The 15,802-nt window shown below is 57.1% G+C and carries 17 protein-coding genes and 1 tRNA gene; 13 read left to right on the top strand and 5 right to left on the bottom strand.

Annotated features, from left to right (window positions below; all coding sequences use genetic code 11):
- The first annotated feature begins 144 nt into the window (after nucleotides 1–144).
- Nucleotides 145–221: transfer RNA gene (locus LUN51_RS16175), tRNA-Val, on the top strand.
- 65 nt (nucleotides 222–286) lie between these two features.
- On the opposite strand, the gene LUN51_RS16180 is transcribed toward LUN51_RS16175, so the two are convergent.
- From LUN51_RS16180 to LUN51_RS16195, 4 genes are all read right to left on the bottom strand, one after another.
- Entirely contained in the window at nucleotides 287–760 is a 474-nt protein-coding gene (locus LUN51_RS16180) for a GAF domain-containing protein (RefSeq protein WP_277812063.1), read from the bottom strand.
- A gap of 87 nt (nucleotides 761–847) precedes the next feature.
- Nucleotides 848–1,675 (bottom strand): MetQ/NlpA family ABC transporter substrate-binding protein, encoded by an 828-nt coding sequence (locus LUN51_RS16185; protein WP_277812064.1) that lies wholly within the window; start codon nucleotides 1,673–1,675, stop codon nucleotides 848–850.
- A gap of 125 nt (nucleotides 1,676–1,800) precedes the next feature.
- The gene (locus tag LUN51_RS16190; RefSeq protein WP_277812065.1) at nucleotides 1,801–2,454 is read right to left on the bottom strand and encodes a methionine ABC transporter permease; all 654 of its coding nucleotides are present in this window, start codon (nucleotides 2,452–2,454) and stop codon (nucleotides 1,801–1,803) included.
- Nucleotides 2,435–3,478, bottom strand: a complete 1,044-nt coding sequence (locus tag LUN51_RS16195; protein ID WP_277812066.1) for a methionine ABC transporter ATP-binding protein — start codon at nucleotides 3,476–3,478, stop codon at nucleotides 2,435–2,437. Before LUN51_RS16195 ends, LUN51_RS16190 begins: the two co-directional genes overlap by 20 nt.
- Before the next feature lie 468 nt (nucleotides 3,479–3,946).
- Here LUN51_RS16195 and LUN51_RS16200 point away from each other — a divergent pair, with 468 nt between their 5' ends.
- The 12 genes from LUN51_RS16200 to LUN51_RS16255 all read left to right on the top strand — a co-directional run bounded on the left by LUN51_RS16200 (nucleotide 3,947) and on the right by LUN51_RS16255 (nucleotide 15,206).
- The gene (locus tag LUN51_RS16200; protein ID WP_277812067.1) at nucleotides 3,947–4,561 is read left to right on the top strand and encodes a riboflavin synthase subunit alpha; all 615 of its coding nucleotides are present in this window, start codon (nucleotides 3,947–3,949) and stop codon (nucleotides 4,559–4,561) included.
- Nucleotides 4,562–4,684: 123 nt separating this feature from the next.
- Complete coding sequence (locus tag LUN51_RS16205) at nucleotides 4,685–5,230, top strand: adenine phosphoribosyltransferase (protein ID WP_246894168.1); 546 nt, start codon at nucleotides 4,685–4,687, stop codon at nucleotides 5,228–5,230.
- Nucleotides 5,231–5,293: 63 nt separating this feature from the next.
- Nucleotides 5,294–5,782 (top strand): xanthine phosphoribosyltransferase, encoded by a 489-nt coding sequence (gene gpt, locus LUN51_RS16210; RefSeq protein WP_277812068.1) that lies wholly within the window; start codon nucleotides 5,294–5,296, stop codon nucleotides 5,780–5,782.
- A 37-nt stretch (nucleotides 5,783–5,819) separates the two neighbouring features.
- The gene (gene ung, locus LUN51_RS16215; RefSeq protein ID WP_277812069.1) at nucleotides 5,820–6,512 is read left to right on the top strand and encodes a uracil-DNA glycosylase; all 693 of its coding nucleotides are present in this window, start codon (nucleotides 5,820–5,822) and stop codon (nucleotides 6,510–6,512) included.
- A 135-nt stretch (nucleotides 6,513–6,647) separates the two neighbouring features.
- Entirely contained in the window at nucleotides 6,648–7,277 is a 630-nt protein-coding gene (upp, locus tag LUN51_RS16220; protein ID WP_040241590.1) for a uracil phosphoribosyltransferase, read from the top strand.
- Between the two features lie 361 nt (nucleotides 7,278–7,638).
- On the top strand, nucleotides 7,639–8,727 hold the full coding sequence (locus tag LUN51_RS16225; protein WP_277812070.1) for an ABC transporter ATP-binding protein: 1,089 nt from the start codon (nucleotides 7,639–7,641) through the stop codon (nucleotides 8,725–8,727).
- Between the two features lies 1 nt (nucleotide 8,728).
- Nucleotides 8,729–9,829, top strand: a complete 1,101-nt coding sequence (locus LUN51_RS16230) for an ABC transporter ATP-binding protein (RefSeq protein WP_277812071.1) — start codon at nucleotides 8,729–8,731, stop codon at nucleotides 9,827–9,829.
- Nucleotides 9,822–10,700 carry a carbohydrate ABC transporter permease gene (locus tag LUN51_RS16235; RefSeq protein WP_277812072.1) on the top strand — a complete coding sequence of 293 codons (879 nt, stop codon included), beginning with the start codon at nucleotides 9,822–9,824 and terminating at the stop codon, nucleotides 10,698–10,700. Before LUN51_RS16230 ends, LUN51_RS16235 begins: the two co-directional genes overlap by 8 nt.
- A gap of 121 nt (nucleotides 10,701–10,821) precedes the next feature.
- Complete coding sequence (locus LUN51_RS16240; protein WP_431355586.1) at nucleotides 10,822–11,598, top strand: carbohydrate ABC transporter permease; 777 nt, start codon at nucleotides 10,822–10,824, stop codon at nucleotides 11,596–11,598.
- Between the two features lie 12 nt (nucleotides 11,599–11,610).
- A complete protein-coding gene (locus LUN51_RS16245; protein WP_277812074.1) occupies nucleotides 11,611–11,883 on the top strand; it encodes a DUF2160 domain-containing protein in 273 nt (90 codons plus the stop codon).
- A 57-nt stretch (nucleotides 11,884–11,940) separates the two neighbouring features.
- Nucleotides 11,941–13,683 (top strand): extracellular solute-binding protein, encoded by a 1,743-nt coding sequence (locus LUN51_RS16250; protein ID WP_431355587.1) that lies wholly within the window; start codon nucleotides 11,941–11,943, stop codon nucleotides 13,681–13,683.
- Between the two features lie 281 nt (nucleotides 13,684–13,964).
- Nucleotides 13,965–15,206, top strand: coding sequence for a uracil-xanthine permease family protein (locus tag LUN51_RS16255; RefSeq protein ID WP_277812076.1), 1,242 nt, complete (start codon nucleotides 13,965–13,967; stop codon nucleotides 15,204–15,206).
- A gap of 3 nt (nucleotides 15,207–15,209) precedes the next feature.
- On the opposite strand, the gene LUN51_RS16260 is transcribed toward LUN51_RS16255, so the two are convergent.
- Complete coding sequence (locus LUN51_RS16260) at nucleotides 15,210–15,797, bottom strand: cupin domain-containing protein (protein WP_277812077.1); 588 nt, start codon at nucleotides 15,795–15,797, stop codon at nucleotides 15,210–15,212.
- Nucleotides 15,798–15,802: the final 5 nt, after the last annotated feature.

Raw genomic sequence — 15,802 nt, forward strand, 5'->3', positions numbered from 1 at the left:
ACCGTAGCTCAGTTGGTTAGAGCGCCACGTTGACATCGTGGAGGTCAGCGGTTCAAATCCGCTCGGTCCTACCAGAAGTACTTAATGCCCGCGGTACTTAGCGTTGAAACGCTACCAACAAGCAATTTTGTAGCCCCGATTTGCAGGACCGTAGCTCAGTTGGTTAGAGCGCCACGTTGACATCGTGGAGGTCAGCGGTTCAAATCCGCTCGGTCCTACCAGAATATTGAACGCCCCCGCTGTCTTGCAGCGGGGGCGTTTGCGTTAGGACTTCGTGTCGCTGAGCTTATTCCGTCACTGTGGGGTCGGAGAGGTCGCTGGCGGCAATGAACACGTCGACCAAGCGCTCGATGCCGGCTTGATCCGCGTCGCTGAAACGCGCCGGCTGCGGGCTATCCAGATCCAGCACGCCCCAGAGTTCGGCACCGCGCTCGATGGGAACCACCAGTTCCGAACGCGAAGCGGCATCGCAGGCGATATGGCCCGGAAACGCGTGGACGTCCGCGACTCGCTGCGTTTGCCGGGATGTTGCGGCAGCGCCGCAGACACCTTTGTCGAAAGGGATGGGGTTGCAAGCCGGCAAGCCCTGGAAGGGGCCGAGGATGAGCGTGCCAGGCTGGCGTTGAAGGTAAAAGCCGGCCCAGTTGAGGCCGGGGATTTCATGCATCAAGAAGGCACAGGTCTGCGCCGCATTGGTCAGCCAGTCGCGAGTGTCCAGCAGCGTTTCGAGCTGGCGGGCGAGCAGGGCATAGTCACTCATGATGTCTCCGAGGCGAGGTTGGCGAGGGGTAACGAAACAGGCCGGCCCTTCGAGGCCGGCCTGTGAGTTGCGAGGGCGGGGCAGGGGTTACTTCCAGCCGGGAACCGCGGCGCCTTTGAACAGTTCGTCGGCCTTGTCGATAACTGCTTGCGACTGATAAGCCTTGACCAGGTTCTGGATCGCCTCGTCATCCTGCTTGCCCTCACGCGTCACGATCAGGTTGACGTACGGCGACTCGGGGCCTTCCTTGATCAGTGCGTCATCGAGGCTGAGGCCGGCCGGCTGCGCGAAGGTATTGTTGATGAATGCCAGATCGACATCGGGTAGCACGCGCGGCAATTGCGCGGCTTCGATCTCGCGGAACTCATAGTCATGCGGGTTGTTGCTGATGTCGATCGGCGTGGCTTCGAGGTTCTCGGGGTCGTTGAGTTCGATAAGACCCTCGTTGTGCATCAGGATCAACGAACGCCCCTCGTTGGACGGGTCGTTGGGCAGTGCAATGCTCGCGCCATCCGGAAGGTTAGCGATATCGTCGTAGCGTTCGGAGTAGGCGCCGATCGGATAGACGAAGGTCTTGCCGGCGATGACGAAGTCGTAACCGCGATCCTCAACCATGCTGTTTAGATAGGGCTCATGCTGAAACGCGTTGGCGTCCAGGCTGCCATCGGCCAGCGCGGCATTGGGCGAGACGTAGTCGGTGAACTCGACGATTTCAACATCGAGGCCGTATTCGTCCTTAGCGATTTGCTTGGCGACTTGCATGACGTCCGTTTCCGGGCCGGCCACGGTGCCTACCTTGATCGACTGCGTCTCGGCATCGTCGCTGCCGCAGCCGGCGATCAGGCCTGCGCCCAGCAGTGCTGCGGCGCCGAGCAGACGAGCGGGGCGTAGAGCGTGAGCCAGAGGGGTGTTCATCGTATGTTCTCCTTGAACGAAGTGGTGCCGCCGGCGGGGAGTGCCGGCTCCCGAAAGCATTTATGCTTTTTTGAGTATAAAAGGGGTGTCTATTATAGCTTTACGTTCACCCTCTGGCCACGTGCTCATTTGTGGTCGGCCTTGCGTACGAGACGATCGCCAAGGCTTTGAAAGCCCTGCACCATGACCACCAGTATCGCCACCGTGATGAGCATGATCAGCGGTTCGAAACGGTTGTAGCCGTAACGAATGCCCAGGTCACCCAGACCACCACCGCCAACGGCACCGGCCATGGCCGAGTAGCTGACCAGCGTGACCACAGTGATAGTCAGGCCGTTGATGATACCGCCCTTGGCTTCCGGCAGGAGCACCTTGGTGATGATCTGTAGCGGGGTGGCGCCCATCGCCTGGGCGGCTTCGATGAGTCCCGGGGAGATCTCGTTGAGGGCGCCTTCGACCAGGCGCGCGACGAAGGGAATCGCGGCGATGATGAGCGGCACTATGGCGGCGTTGGTGCCGATGGAGCTGCCAACGATGAAGCGTGTGAAAGGGATGATCGCCACCATGAGAATGATGAAGGGAATCGAGCGGCCGATATTGGTGACGACTCCCAGTACGCGCTGGGCGACTGGCTGCGCGAGGATCTGCCCTGGCCGCGTGACGTAAAGCAGAACGCCGAGAGGAATGCCGATCACGGCCGAGACCGCGCCCGACAGGGCGACCATATAGAGTGTATCGAGCGTGGCCTCGAGAATCAGTTCAAGCATTGCGCTGGACATGGCCGAGTACCTCTACATTGATGTTGTGGGATTCGAGTTGCTTGAGTGCTTGTGACGTCGTCTCGGGCGTGCCGATGAGCTCGGCGATCATCAGGCCCAGCGTGCGGCCCTGAATCGACTCCACCTTGGCTTGCAGGATGCTGACATCGACGCCGCTATCGCGCGCCAGGCGCGAGATGAGCGGTGTGGCGACATTGGCACCAGAAAACGCCAGGCGTACCACGGGGTGTGTATGCTTGCCCGGTGTTTCCTCGAGACGCTCGACCAGCGCCTGAGGTGGCTCGAGCTCGAGAAAGGCGTTGAGAAAATCGCGCCCTAGTCGTGTAGCCGGCGCAGTGAAGAAGTCGCCGACATCGGCTTCTTCCACTAACTCGCCATCCGAGATCAGGCCGACGCGGTGGCAGATGCTCTTGACCACTTCCATCTCATGGGTAATGAGCAAAATGGTCAGACCCAGCTTACGGTTGATGTCCTGCAGCAGTTCGAGGATCGAAGCCGTCGTCTGTGGGTCGAGGGCGGACGTCGCCTCGTCGCAGAGCAGTACCTTGGGGCGGCTGGCGAGTGCTCGCGCGATGGCCACACGTTGCTTCTGCCCTCCCGAGAGTTGCGCCGGGTACTGTGTAGCCTTGTCGGTCAGGCCCGTGAGGTCGAGAAGCGGCGTGACGCGCTCGCGAATCTCGCCTTTCGATACGCCCATCAACTCCAGCGGCAGTGCCACGTTGTCGAAAACCGTGCGCGAGGCGAGCAGGTTGAAATGCTGGAAAATCATGCCGAGCTGGTGGCGCGACTGCCGCAGAGCTTCGCTGTCCTGCTGGGTCAAGTCTTGGCCGTCGACGATGACATGGCCCTCGGTGGGGCGCTCAAGAAGGTTGACGCAGCGAATCAGCGTCGATTTACCCGCGCCGGACAGACCGATCACGCCATGGATGGCGCCCTTGGGGACTTCCAGGTCGATATTTTTGAGGGCATGGACCGCCGTGGGGCCGGCCCCATAGGTTTTGGAGACACCTTCGAGTTTGATCATCGTCTTCGTTTGGGTCGATGCGTTGGGACGTCATGGCAGTGGCACGCTGGCGATCATTGTTGATCGACGCTTGTCATGCCTGGAGTGGCGTCGCATGTGGCAAAATCCAGCATTATAACGGGGCTGGACTGCCTGTGTGGCGGGATTTGTAGGCTGTGGCCATAAAAAAAGGCCACCCAGGCGGGTGGCCATCAACGCTGGACACACCCTTTTAGCGGTATTTCCCCGGGGCTACCCCGGGCGCGCCCGCAATCTGGGTACAAATCGGCGCTCAAGAAGTCGCGGATTTTAGTGAGCGCTTCGATACCTGTCAATGTCACTAGACCAAGTGCGGGCATTCAAGGGATTGATTCAGAAAAATCACCTGTTTTTGAGGCGTTGAAAGGTATAGGCGCCTGACGATGGGCGCCGATGGGGCATGTTAGAATGATGCTTGTCGAGCGTGACAGGATTGGTCAAGGAGTCGAGATGTTTACCGGTATCGTGCAAGGCGTGGGGACGGTGGTGGCCGTGGAAGAGGAAACACAGTTCCGGCGTCATGTCGTGGCGTTTCCCGAGGGCATGGCGGACGGGCTCGAAACCGGTGCCTCGGTGTCGCACAACGGATGCTGTCTGTCGGTGACTCACATCGAAGGCGATCGAGTGTCCTTCGATCTGATGCGTGAAACATTGCGCCTCACCAACCTGGGTGCCCTAGGCGTCGGCGATCACGTCAATCTTGAGCGTGCCGCACGCATCGGTGACGAAATTGGCGGCCATGCGATGTCCGGTCACGTCATCTGTCAAGCGGCCATGGAAGAACTGGAGGAGGCGCCGAACAATCGTCGCCTGTGGTTTGCGTTGCCCGACGAGCATGCGCGGTTCTTGTTCGAAAAAGGCTATATTGGCGTCGATGGCATCAGCTTGACGATCGGCGCGGTCGAAGGTGCCCGTTTCTGTGTCGACCTGATCCCCGAGACCTTGGCGCGGACGACGTTGGGTGAGTGCATGCTAGGTGACCGGGTCAATATCGAGATCGACCCTCAGACCCAGGCCATCGTCGAGACGGTCGAGCGGGTCATGGCGGCGCGTGGAACGATATGAAATTGCACAGGAGTCGAGGTTCTGACGCGCACCCTCGATTCCTGGCGTCGCATTGGGTACCATTTGCGGCTTTGTCCGCTGCCCGTCGCGGCTAAACCGCGTGCCTTGCTGATGGAGCCTCAGATGAGCATTTATGGCGATTATATAAAGTCGGTCATTCGCACCGTCCCCGATTGGCCCCAGCCGGGCGTCAATTTCCGTGATATTACGCCGGTGCTGCAGAACAGTGCCGCATTCCGCAAGCTCATCGATAGCTTCGTGCACCGTTATCAGGAGCTCAATCTGGATGCGATTGCCGCTATTGATGCGCGCGGTTTCATCATTGGGGCGCCGGTCGCTTATGAGCTCGGCTGCAGTTTCGTGCCAGTGCGCAAGAAGGGAAAGTTACCGTTCAAGACCATCAGCGAAACTTATACGCTGGAATACGGTGAATCCACCGTCGAATTGCATTCCGATGCTTTTCGCGAAGGCGATCGTATCCTGGTGATGGATGACTTGATCGCCACCGGCGGCACCATGCTGGCAGCGGCGTCACTGATCCAGCGCAGTGGTGGCCAAGTCGTCGAGACGGCGACCATCATCGATCTTCCCGAATTGGGTGGTGCGCAGAAGATTCGCGATGCCGGCCACGGTGTATTCGCAGTGTGCACCTTTACCGAAAACGAATGACGAGCGTGGGCGCGTGGCTATCGCGCGCTCTATAGCCCCTTATATTCCCCGTGTGGTCTTCCCATGAGTACCGATCGCTATCACCAGCAGTTCACCGTTTCCTGGGACCAGTTGCATCGCGATGTTCGTGTCCTGTGTCACCAACTTGTCGAGCGAGACTTTAAAGGCATCGTCGCAATTACCCGTGGCGGTTTGATTCCCGCCGCTTTGATTGCGCGTGAACTCAACGTGCGTCTGATCGATACCGTGTGCATCAAGAGTTACGAGCACAAGGAGCAGGGTGGCTTGAACGTCATGAAAGGCGTCGATCATGATGGCGATGGCTGGTTGCTGGTCGACGACTTGGTCGATACTGGCAAGACCGCGCTGGCGGTGCGCGAGATGCTGCCCAAGGCGCATTTCGTGACCATCTATGCCAAGCCGGAAGGTCGTCCTCTGGTCGATCAGTGCTTGACCGAGGTCGCGCAGGATTGCTGGATTCAGTTCCCCTGGGACATGGGCATTGCTTATGTCGAGCCGTTGGTCGACCAGGTGCGTTCGCGCGATTCATGAGTCCCGTCGCCAAACGTAAGCGCAAGGAAGGTGCGTGATGTCTCAAGTCTTGCCGGATAGTTGGCAGCGTCATCTGGGCCCGGAATTCGAGGCGCCCTACATGCAAGCGCTGCGTGCGTTTCTAGCGCGCGAAAAAGCCGAGCGCAAAGTGATCTATCCGCATTCTGATCATTGGTTTCGTGCCTTTGAGCTGACGCCGCTGGATCAGGTTCGCGTAGTGGTTCTGGGGCAGGACCCGTATCACGGGCCGCACCAGGCGCATGGTCTGTGCTTCTCGGTGCGCCCTGGCATTCCCGCACCGCCGTCCTTGCAGAATATCTATAAGGAACTGGCGCAGGACGTGGGCATGACGCCGGTCTCGCACGGTTTTCTAGAGTCTTGGGCGTGTCAGGGTGTGTTGCTGCTCAACAGTGTGTTGACCGTCGAGCAAGGTAACGCGGGCGCGCATCGGGGGCAGGGCTGGGAGGCCTTCACCGACCGTGCAATTCAGGTGGTCAACGAGCAATGCGATGGGGTGGTTTTCTTGCTATGGGGGAGTTACGCCCAGAAGAAGGCATCATTCGTCGATCGGCAAAAACACCTGGTGTTGCATGCACCGCACCCTTCACCTTTGTCGGCGCATCGTGGCTTTTTCGGTCAGCGTCACTTCTCTCAAGCCAATGCCTTTCTGGCCGCACGGGGCCGAGAGGGTATCGACTGGCAATTGCCGGCACAGCCCGAGTTCACCTAGTCCTCTTAACCCACGCCCCCTGGCACGCTAGAATACGTGCAAATCCGAACCGCCTTCCGGCCGCATCCGTGAGTACCCGCATGGCCGGAGTGGAGTGCGGTTCGGCTCGTCATCGCCGAAAGGATATCCCCCGACATGAGCGTTCATGCCATCCAACATCCCCTGGTCAAGCATAAGCTGGGCCTGATGCGCGAAGCCGGTATCAGCACCAAGAGCTTCCGTGAGCTGGCCAGCGAAGTCGCCAAGTTATTGACCTATGAAGCGACGCAGGATCTCGAGACTCAGAAGACCGAGATTCCGGGGTGGAGTGGCGGTTTGCTCGAGGTCGAATTGCTCAAGGGCAAAAAAGTCACCGTGGTCCCCATTCTGCGCGCGGGTCTGGGCATGCTCGATGGTGTTACCGATCTCATCCCTAGCGCGCGCGTCAGTGTGGTGGGGCTTTATCGCAACGAAGAAACGCTGGAGCCGGTGCCGTATTTCGAGAAGTTCGTCGGCGATCTCGATGAGCGCTTGGCGATCGTCATCGATCCCATGTTGGCCACGGGGGGCTCCATGGTGGCGACGCTGGATATGCTTAAGGCGCGAGGCTGCCCGCTGGTGAAAGTCATCGTCTTGGTCGCGGCGCCGGAGGGTATCGCCCGGGTGCAGGAAGCTTATCCTGAGGTGGAGATCTATACCGCCTCCGTCGATGAGCGCCTCGACGAGAATGGCTACATCGTCCCAGGCCTTGGCGATGCCGGCGATAAGATATTCGGCACGCGCTGACACTCTTCAGCAAGCCCGCATCGGATTTTTTGATGTGGGCTCAGACTATCCTCACCTTTGAGCTTGATCGCCAAGAACTTGGGTCGCTTTATGCGACCTTTTTTATGTTCGAAATCGAAGAGTCCAACCATCTTCTTTTTGAAAGCGTCGAGTACCGCTTTTTTTGCGCAGAGTAGACAAAAGTTCTATAAGCTGTTTTTTGTTTCTATAAACAATAGTTTATGATTTTGTTCTGACCATATTGAGCGATATGAGCATCGTTTTCGATAAATAACATTTGTGTCTGAATTCGAATCTCGACTAACGTGATTTTACACGCTCACTCAGCGTGATCTCATAACGAATAACAGCCGAGATCCGTATGTCATTGAACCTAGAAAACATCGATCGGGTGGTCGGCGGCGAGACACATATCGCTGATATGAATCTGACTCTCGAACCCGGATCTTTCAATGTCCTGTTAGGCCGGACGCTATCCGGCAAGACCACTCTAATGCGGCTGATGGCGGGGCTCGACACGCCGACCCGTGGGCGAGTCTTAATGGATGGTCAGGATGTGACCGGTCGCTCAGTGAGGCATCGCAATGTCTCGATGGTCTATCAGCAATTCATCAATTACCCCAGCCTTACCGTCTACGATAATATTGCTTCACCGCTGAAGCTGGCGAAGGTAGGGCGTGCCGAGATCGATCGTCGGGTGCGGAGTATCGCCGAGATGCTGCATATCGAGCACCTGCTTGATCGTCAGCCGCTGGAGCTTTCTGGTGGTCAACAGCAGCGTACCGCCATGGGGCGTGCCTTGGTGAAGGATGCCGATGTGGTGCTGCTTGATGAACCACTGGTCAACCTGGACTACAAGCTTCGCGAGGAATTTCGCGAAGAGCTGCGGGCAGTCTTCAGTGAGCGTAACTGCATTGCCGTCTATGCTACCACCGAACCTGCCGAGGCACTGGCGCTGGGCGGCAATACAGCGGTACTGCATCAAGGGCGCTTACTCCAGTATGGCCCCACAGCAGATGTCTACCACCGTCCTGGCGATATTAGGGCGGCTGAGATGTTCTCGGAACCACCCATCAATATCGTCAAGGGAACCCTCTCCGGTTCTGAAATCAGCTTCGATAATACGTTGCACTTCCCTGTTGGCAACGATCTTCGCACTTTAGAACCAGGTGAATATCGGTTCGGCATTCGTGCCTCGCATATCTCACTGACCCCGCGAGCCAAAAGCGATATCGCGATCCATATGACCGTTGACTTGGCCGAGATTAGTGGCTCTGAAACCTTCCTGCATGTGCACAACGAGCATTTTTACATGACGGTACATCTTGAAGGGGTACACGAATTTCGTGTCGACTCGCCGGTCAAGCTCTACTTTTCGGCGCATAAGGTTTATGCCTTCGATCATGAAGGTGCGGTCGTCCATATACCGACTCACCTGAGAGGTATTTGAGATGGCCGAGATCACCCTGAAATCCTTGGCGCATACTTATTTGGCGAATCCTCAGTCACCTCAAGACTATGCCATCCGTGAGATGAATCATGTCTGGCATCAGGGCGGCGCTTATGCTCTTTTGGGACCTTCGGGCTGCGGCAAATCGACGTTGCTCAATATCATTTCCGGTTTGCTAGAGCCATCGAGTGGCGAAGTGCTTTTTGATGGTGAGGTGGTCAATGAGTTGCCACCCGAGGCGCGCAATATAGCCCAAGTTTTCCAGTTTCCTGTTATCTACGACACGATGACGGTTTACGACAACTTGGCCTTTCCGCTGCGCAACGTAAAGACCCCTGAGGAGAGGGTCCATGAGCGTGTCATGGAGGTGGCTGATGTTCTGGAACTGACTTTCCAGCTAAAGCGCAAAGCCAAGAACCTGACGGCGGATGAGAAGCAGAAAGTATCCATGGGTCGCGGTCTGGTGCGTGATGATGTTTCGGCCATTTTGTTTGATGAGCCTTTGACGGTTATTGATCCGCAGCTTAAGTGGAAGTTGCGACGAAAGCTCAAGGAGATTCACCAACGTTTCCAGATCACCATGGTCTACGTGACTCATGATCAGCTCGAAGCCTCTACCTTCGCTGACAAGGTCGCCGTGATGTACGAGGGTCAAGTTGTGCAGTTCGGTACCCCTAGAGAGCTTTTCGAAACACCGAATCATACCTTCGTCGGTTACTTCATCGGCAGCCCGGGCATGAATTTTCTGAACGTCTCAGCTAGCGAGGGCGTGGTCTGGGCAGGCGATACCGCGCTCACGGTGGGGCATGGGGTTTGCGATGCAATCGAGAAGGCGACGTCCTCCAATATCAAGCTGGGAATCCGACCTGAATTCATCGAGGTGCATGCCGCTCCGGTGGAAGGCGGGATGCCGGCTCAAGTGGATCACGCTCAGGATCTAGGGACCTATTCGATTATTTATTTAGTCCTTGGCGGCATCTCGCTCAAGGCACGTATCGAAGAAGACCAAGTGACCCCGGCCGGTAAGGCCTGGCTGCGCTTCCCTGATGAGCGTCTTGGGCTTTATGTCGATGAATACCGTGTGGAGATCGACCATGAATAAAGTCTACAACAACCGCGCATGGTGGCTGATCTTACCCATGCTGCTGTTGGTGGCCTTTTCGGCTGTCATCCCGCTAATGACCGTGGTGAACTACTCGGTCCAGGACGTCTTCGATGCCAATACACGGTTCTTTACGGGTACCGAATGGTTTAAGGAGATGCTCAACGACCCGGCTTTGCAGGCGGCTGTGCTGCGCCAGTTTGCCTTTTCGCTGACTATCCTGGCCATCGAGGTGCCGTTGGGGATTGGCATTGCGCTGATCATGCCCAAAAAAGGCTGGCGGGCATCGGCCGCTCTGATTCTGGTGACCATGCCCTTACTGATTCCCTGGAACGTAGTAGGCAGTATTTGGCAGATATTTACCCGCGGCGACATCGGCCTGATGGGCTGGAGCCTGCGCGAGCTCGGCTATAGCTACAACATCACTTCGAACCCTGTGGATGCCTGGGCGACCATCATTTTGATGGATGTCTGGCACTGGACGTCGCTCATTGCCTTGCTCTGCTACAGCGGCCTGCGTTCAATCCCGGATGCTTATTACCAGGCAGCGCGTATCGACCGCGCCTCGAAGTGGGCTGTGTTCCGTTATATCCAGCTGCCCAAACTCACTAACGTACTGGTGATCGGGGTGCTGCTGCGCTTCATGCACTCGTTCATGATTTATGCCGAGCCTTTCGTGCTGACCGGCGGTGGTCCCGGTAGTTCCACGACCTTTCTCAGTCAGTCGCTGACGACCATGGCCATTGGTCAGCAGGATCTAGGGCCATCGGCGGCGTTTTCGCTTATCTATTTTCTGATTATTCTACTAGTCACCTGGGTGTTCTATACCGCGATCATGAACATGCAGAAAGACAACAATAAGGGGGCATGAGATGAGTACTTCGTCATTGCCGAAAACACCCGAAGAAGTGCGTCAGCGCGCTGCAGTTGCCGATAACCGGCGTCGACAAAAAGCACGCTCAGCTCCCCGTCAATGGCGACGCCGGGGTCTGATGTTCGCCTATATTGTGTTCGTACTGCTACCGGTCTATTGGCTACTCAATATGTCCTTTCAGTCCAACAACGAGATCCTCGGCGGACTGACCCTATGGCCGGAAAACTTTACTGTTGAGCACTACGCTAAGATATTGACCAACTCCAGCTGGTACATGGGCTATATCAATTCGATCACCTATGTGTTGATGAACATGATGATCAGTATCGTGGTTGCTCTGCCGGCGGCCTATGCTTTCAGCCGTTATCAGTTCATCGGTGACAAGCATCTTTTCTTTTGGTTGTTGACCAACTTGATGGCGCCACCAGCAGTTTTTTTGCTGCCGTATTTCCAGCTGTATTACACCGTAGGGCTTTTCGATACCCACGTGGCGGTCGCTCTAGCGCACTGTCTGTTTAATATTCCACTGGCCGTGTGGATTCTGGAAGGCTTTATGAGCGGTGTCCCCAAGGAAATTGATGAGACCGCGTTTATTGATGGCTATAGCTTTCCACGATTCTTCGTGAAGATATTTATTCCCATGATCAGCTCGGGTATTGGCGTGACCCTGTTCTTTCTGTTCATGTTCTCTTGGGTGGAGTTGCTACTGGCCAGCACTCTCACCTCTACGGGGGCCCAGCCCATCGCCTCGGTAATGACGCAGACAAAGGGCGCCTCAGGAATCGATTGGGGGACATTAGCTGCTGCCGGCACCCTAACCATTCTGCCGGGTATCGTAGTGGTCTATTTCGTTCGCAATCACATCGCTAAGGGCTTTGCTCTAGGCCGTACCTGAGGAGGATACGACATGGCATGGATGGTCTGGACGACACCTACGGTGGTCTTCTTCGTGGCCATCGCCGCCATGCTGGCGGCAATGACCACTTGGGAGATCATCTCACCGACGGTCGAGCGCAAGGGCTTCTTGCCGATCTCGACCACCCGCGGCGACCGGTTCTTCATCGGACTGCTCAGCGCGGCCTATATCCATCTGGTGGTAGTGGGCTTCACCCCATTGAGTATCTGGCTGGCCTTGGGGGTATCGGTACTCTGGCTAATGGTGCTGATGCGCTGGGGCTGACAGAAAGGGATGGAGCTAAATGTCCAGGAGCGGATGACAACAACCAAAGAGGTCAATATGAAAACGACAACAATGCGGCTCTCTCTACTCGCGGCCAGTGTCATGCTGGCATGTGGCGCCGCGCACGCCAATGAGAAAGATACCCGAGCTATCGCCGAGCGATTGGTAGATGAACACTTCCAAGAATCGACACTGACCCGTGAGCAACAGATTGAAGAACTGATGTGGTTTGCCAAGGCGGCCAAACCTTTTCAGGGAATGGAAATCAACACCGTCGCTGAAGGTTTGACTACGCATGTCTATGAGCGTGACGTGCTGGCTGAAGCGTTCAGTGAGCTGACCGGCATCGAGCTGACGCATAACATCATCGGTGAGGGCGATGTCGTCAACAATATGCAGACCCAAATGCAATCGGGTCGCAACATTTACGATGGCTACATCAATGACACCGATTCCATAGGGACACATATCCGCTACGGTACTACCGTCAATATTTCCGAGGCCATGGAGAACGAGTGGGCGGACTATACCTTGCCGACACTAGATCTCGACGATTTTATGGGCTTGCAGTATGGCACCGGCCCGGATGGTAGTGTTTATCAGCTGCCTGACCAACAATTCGCCAACCTTTATTGGTTCCGCTATGACTGGTTCCAACGTGAGGATCTTCAGAAACAGTTCCGCGATACCTATGGCTATGACCTGGGCGTGCCCACCAACTGGACCGCCTATGAGGACATCGCCGAGTTCTTCACCGAGCATGTTGGTGAGATCGATGGCACCAAGGTATATGGCCACATGGATTACGGGCGCCGTGACCCCTCGTTGGGGTGGCGTTTCCACGATTCCTGGCTCTCCATGGCGGGCATGGGGAGCCCCGGCGTGCCATTTGGGAATCCGGTGGATGACTGGGGAATTCGCGTCAACGAACAGAGTCAACCTGTCGGAGCGAGCGTATCCCGGGGAGGGGCCACCAACTCGCCGGCTTCGGTCTTTGCTGTGACCAAGATGGTCGATTGGCTTGAAAAGTATGCGCCCCCCGAGGCCAGTGGCATGACCTTTGGCGAGGCCGGGCCGGTGCCGGCTCAAGGCAACGTCGCCCAACAAATATTCTGGTATACCGCTTTCACGGCCGATATGACGGCGCCTGATTTGCCAGTAACCGATGACGAAGGCAACCCGAAGTGGCGTATGGCGCCATCACCGACAGGTCCGTACTGGGAAGAGGGCATGAAGGTCGGTTATCAGGACGTGGGCGCCTGGACTTTCTTCGACTCCACCCCTGAAGATCGACGTACGGCTGCCTGGCTCTTTGCACAGTTCACCGTTTCCAAAACCGTCTCGCTCGAAAAGTTGTTGGCGGGGCTCACACCGATTCGTGAGTCTGATGTCTTCTCCGCTAAAATGACCGAAATGGCGCCTAAGTTGGGGGGCTTGGTGGAATTCTATCGCAGCCCCAACGCTGCCAATTGGACACCATCGAGCACCAACGTACCGGACTATCCTCGAATGGCACCGTTGTGGTGGCAGAACCTGGCACCGGCTGTCAGCGGCGATATTTCGTCCAAAGAGGCGCTCGACAATTTGGCCAGAGATCTCGACAGCATCATGAGTCGCCTGGCTCGGGCGAAGGTCTTCGAGACGTATTCCCCCAACCTCAATGAGGAACGTGACCCCCAGTACTGGCTCGACCAGCCGGGTTCGCCCAAGGCGAAGCTGGATGATGAGATGCCGCAGGGTACCACCGTTCCTTACGATGAGATGATGGAGGCATGGATGGCCGCCGGTTCCCGCGAATGATCGGCGAGCGAGTCATCTGACTCGTCTGCTGTTGCCTCGGGTGCGTCCGTGGCAGTTCAAGACCGGGTATCCAGATGCCTGAATGAACTTGGGTCCCGCTCGATGTATATCGAGCGGGACCCTTTGCTTCGCCAACAAAGGCTAGACTTACAATTCAAAAACGAACTCCGTTGGCTCTCTACCGAGCTTTGATGCTCTGGTGGCTGCGATATAACGCTCGGGATTGCTAGAATACCGCGCGTTTTCTTTCTTCCTTCCGCCAATGCTAGGAGTGGCTTTTCATGACCGACGATACGGTGGCTTCAGCCACGCCGGCCGATACCCCGGTGCGCACCCTGTTGGTGGGCGCACAAATGCTGTTCGTGGCGTTCGGGGCTTTGGTTCTGGTGCCGCTTTTGACGGGGCTGGACCCAAGTGTGGCGTTGTTCACGGCGGGCATCGGCACCTTGATATTCCAGTTCGTGACAAAACGCAGCATCCCGGTGTTCCTGGCATCCTCGTTTGCCTTTATCGCACCCATTCAGGGGTCGGTAGCCAGCTATGGTATTCCCGCCACGTTGGGCGGACTGTTCGTCGCGGGATTGGTTTACGTGGTGATTTCGCAGATTGTGCGTGTGAAAGGCACCGCCTGGTTGCATCGCCTGCTACCGTCAGTGGTGGTGGGGCCAGTGATCATGGTCATCGGTCTGGCATTGGCGCCCGTCGCAGTGGATATGGCCACGGGCGAGAACAGCAACATGGGGTATGCACAGGCAGTCACGCTGTCGATGGTCAGCCTGTTGGTAACGCTAGTACTGGCGGTTTTCGGGCGTGGTTTGATTCGCCTGATTCCGATCATGGGCGGGGTCGTCGTGGGCTATGCGCTGGGGCTGGCCATGGGCGTGATCGATCTAGCGCCGGTACATGCCGCTGCCTGGCTGGCGTGGCCAGATTTCGTGGCGCCAACGTTCAGCATGGCGGCGATCCTGTTCATGATTCCAGTGGCCATTGCGCCGGTGATCGAGCACATCGGCGACATGGTGGCGATCGGCTCGGTGACGGGCCGCAACTATCTGGACAAGCCGGGGTTGAAGCGCACCTTGCTTGGAGACGGCTTGGCAACCTCCGCGGCGGCGCTTTTCGGGGGGCCACCTAATACGACTTATTCGGAGGTCACCGGGGCGGTGACGCTGACCCGCAATTTCAACCCGGCGATCATGATCGTCGCGGCCTGTACCGCCATCATACTGGCGTTCGTCTCCAAGCTCGGGATGTTACTGCAGACCATCCCCACGCCGGTGATGGGCGGTATCATGACGCTGTTGTTCGGTTCTATCGCTGTGGTAGGGATGAACTCTCTGGTGCGTGGGGGGCAGTCCTTGACCGCGCCGCGCAATCTCGTGGTGGTATCGTTGATCTTGGTCTTCGGGATCGGCGGCATGCAGCTGGGTAGTGGCGAATATGCCTTGCAAGGCGTGAGCCTAGCCGCCTTGGTCGGCATTGTCCTCAACTGGATCTTGCCGCCGGCCGCCGAGCATGAATGACGCCTAGCGGCGGTGGTGCGTGCTCGCGCCACCCTCTGAGAAGCCTGGTGGGGTGTTGGCGCTGACGATGACGCAGTCCGTGTCGCCGCTGTTGCGAAAGCGATGCGGTAGGCGTGAATCGAAATAGTAAGCGTCGCCCGCATGAAGGCATTGCGTGTCGCCATTGACGGTGAGCTCGATTATTCCGGTAATGACGACGCCACCTTCCTCTCCCTCGTGTTCGAGCATGTCTTCGCCTGTATCGGCGCCTGGTGGATAGTGCTCGTGGATGATCGACATGCCACGGCTAGGATGCCGCGCAGCGACCAGGCGCCAAGAGAGGTTGCCATCGCCGATTTCGGTGAGTTCCTCGGCACGATAGAAGAACTTCTCTTGAGGACTGGTTTCCTCACCGGCGAAGAATTCGCTGATCGAGACCGGCATGGCATCGAGGATCTTCTTCAGCGAGCTCACCGAAGGGCTCACGCTATTCTGCTCGATGAGCGAAATGGTGCTGTTGGTCACGCCGGCACGTTTCGCCAGCTCGCGTTGCGATAAGTCGCGCAACATGCGCAATTGCTTGAGACGTGCGCCGACGTCGAATCCACTCATGGATG

Origin of the sequence: Chromohalobacter canadensis (genome assembly GCF_029544075.1) — a bacterium.
In the GTDB taxonomy this organism is placed as follows: Bacteria; Pseudomonadota; Gammaproteobacteria; order Pseudomonadales; family Halomonadaceae; genus Chromohalobacter; species Chromohalobacter canadensis_A.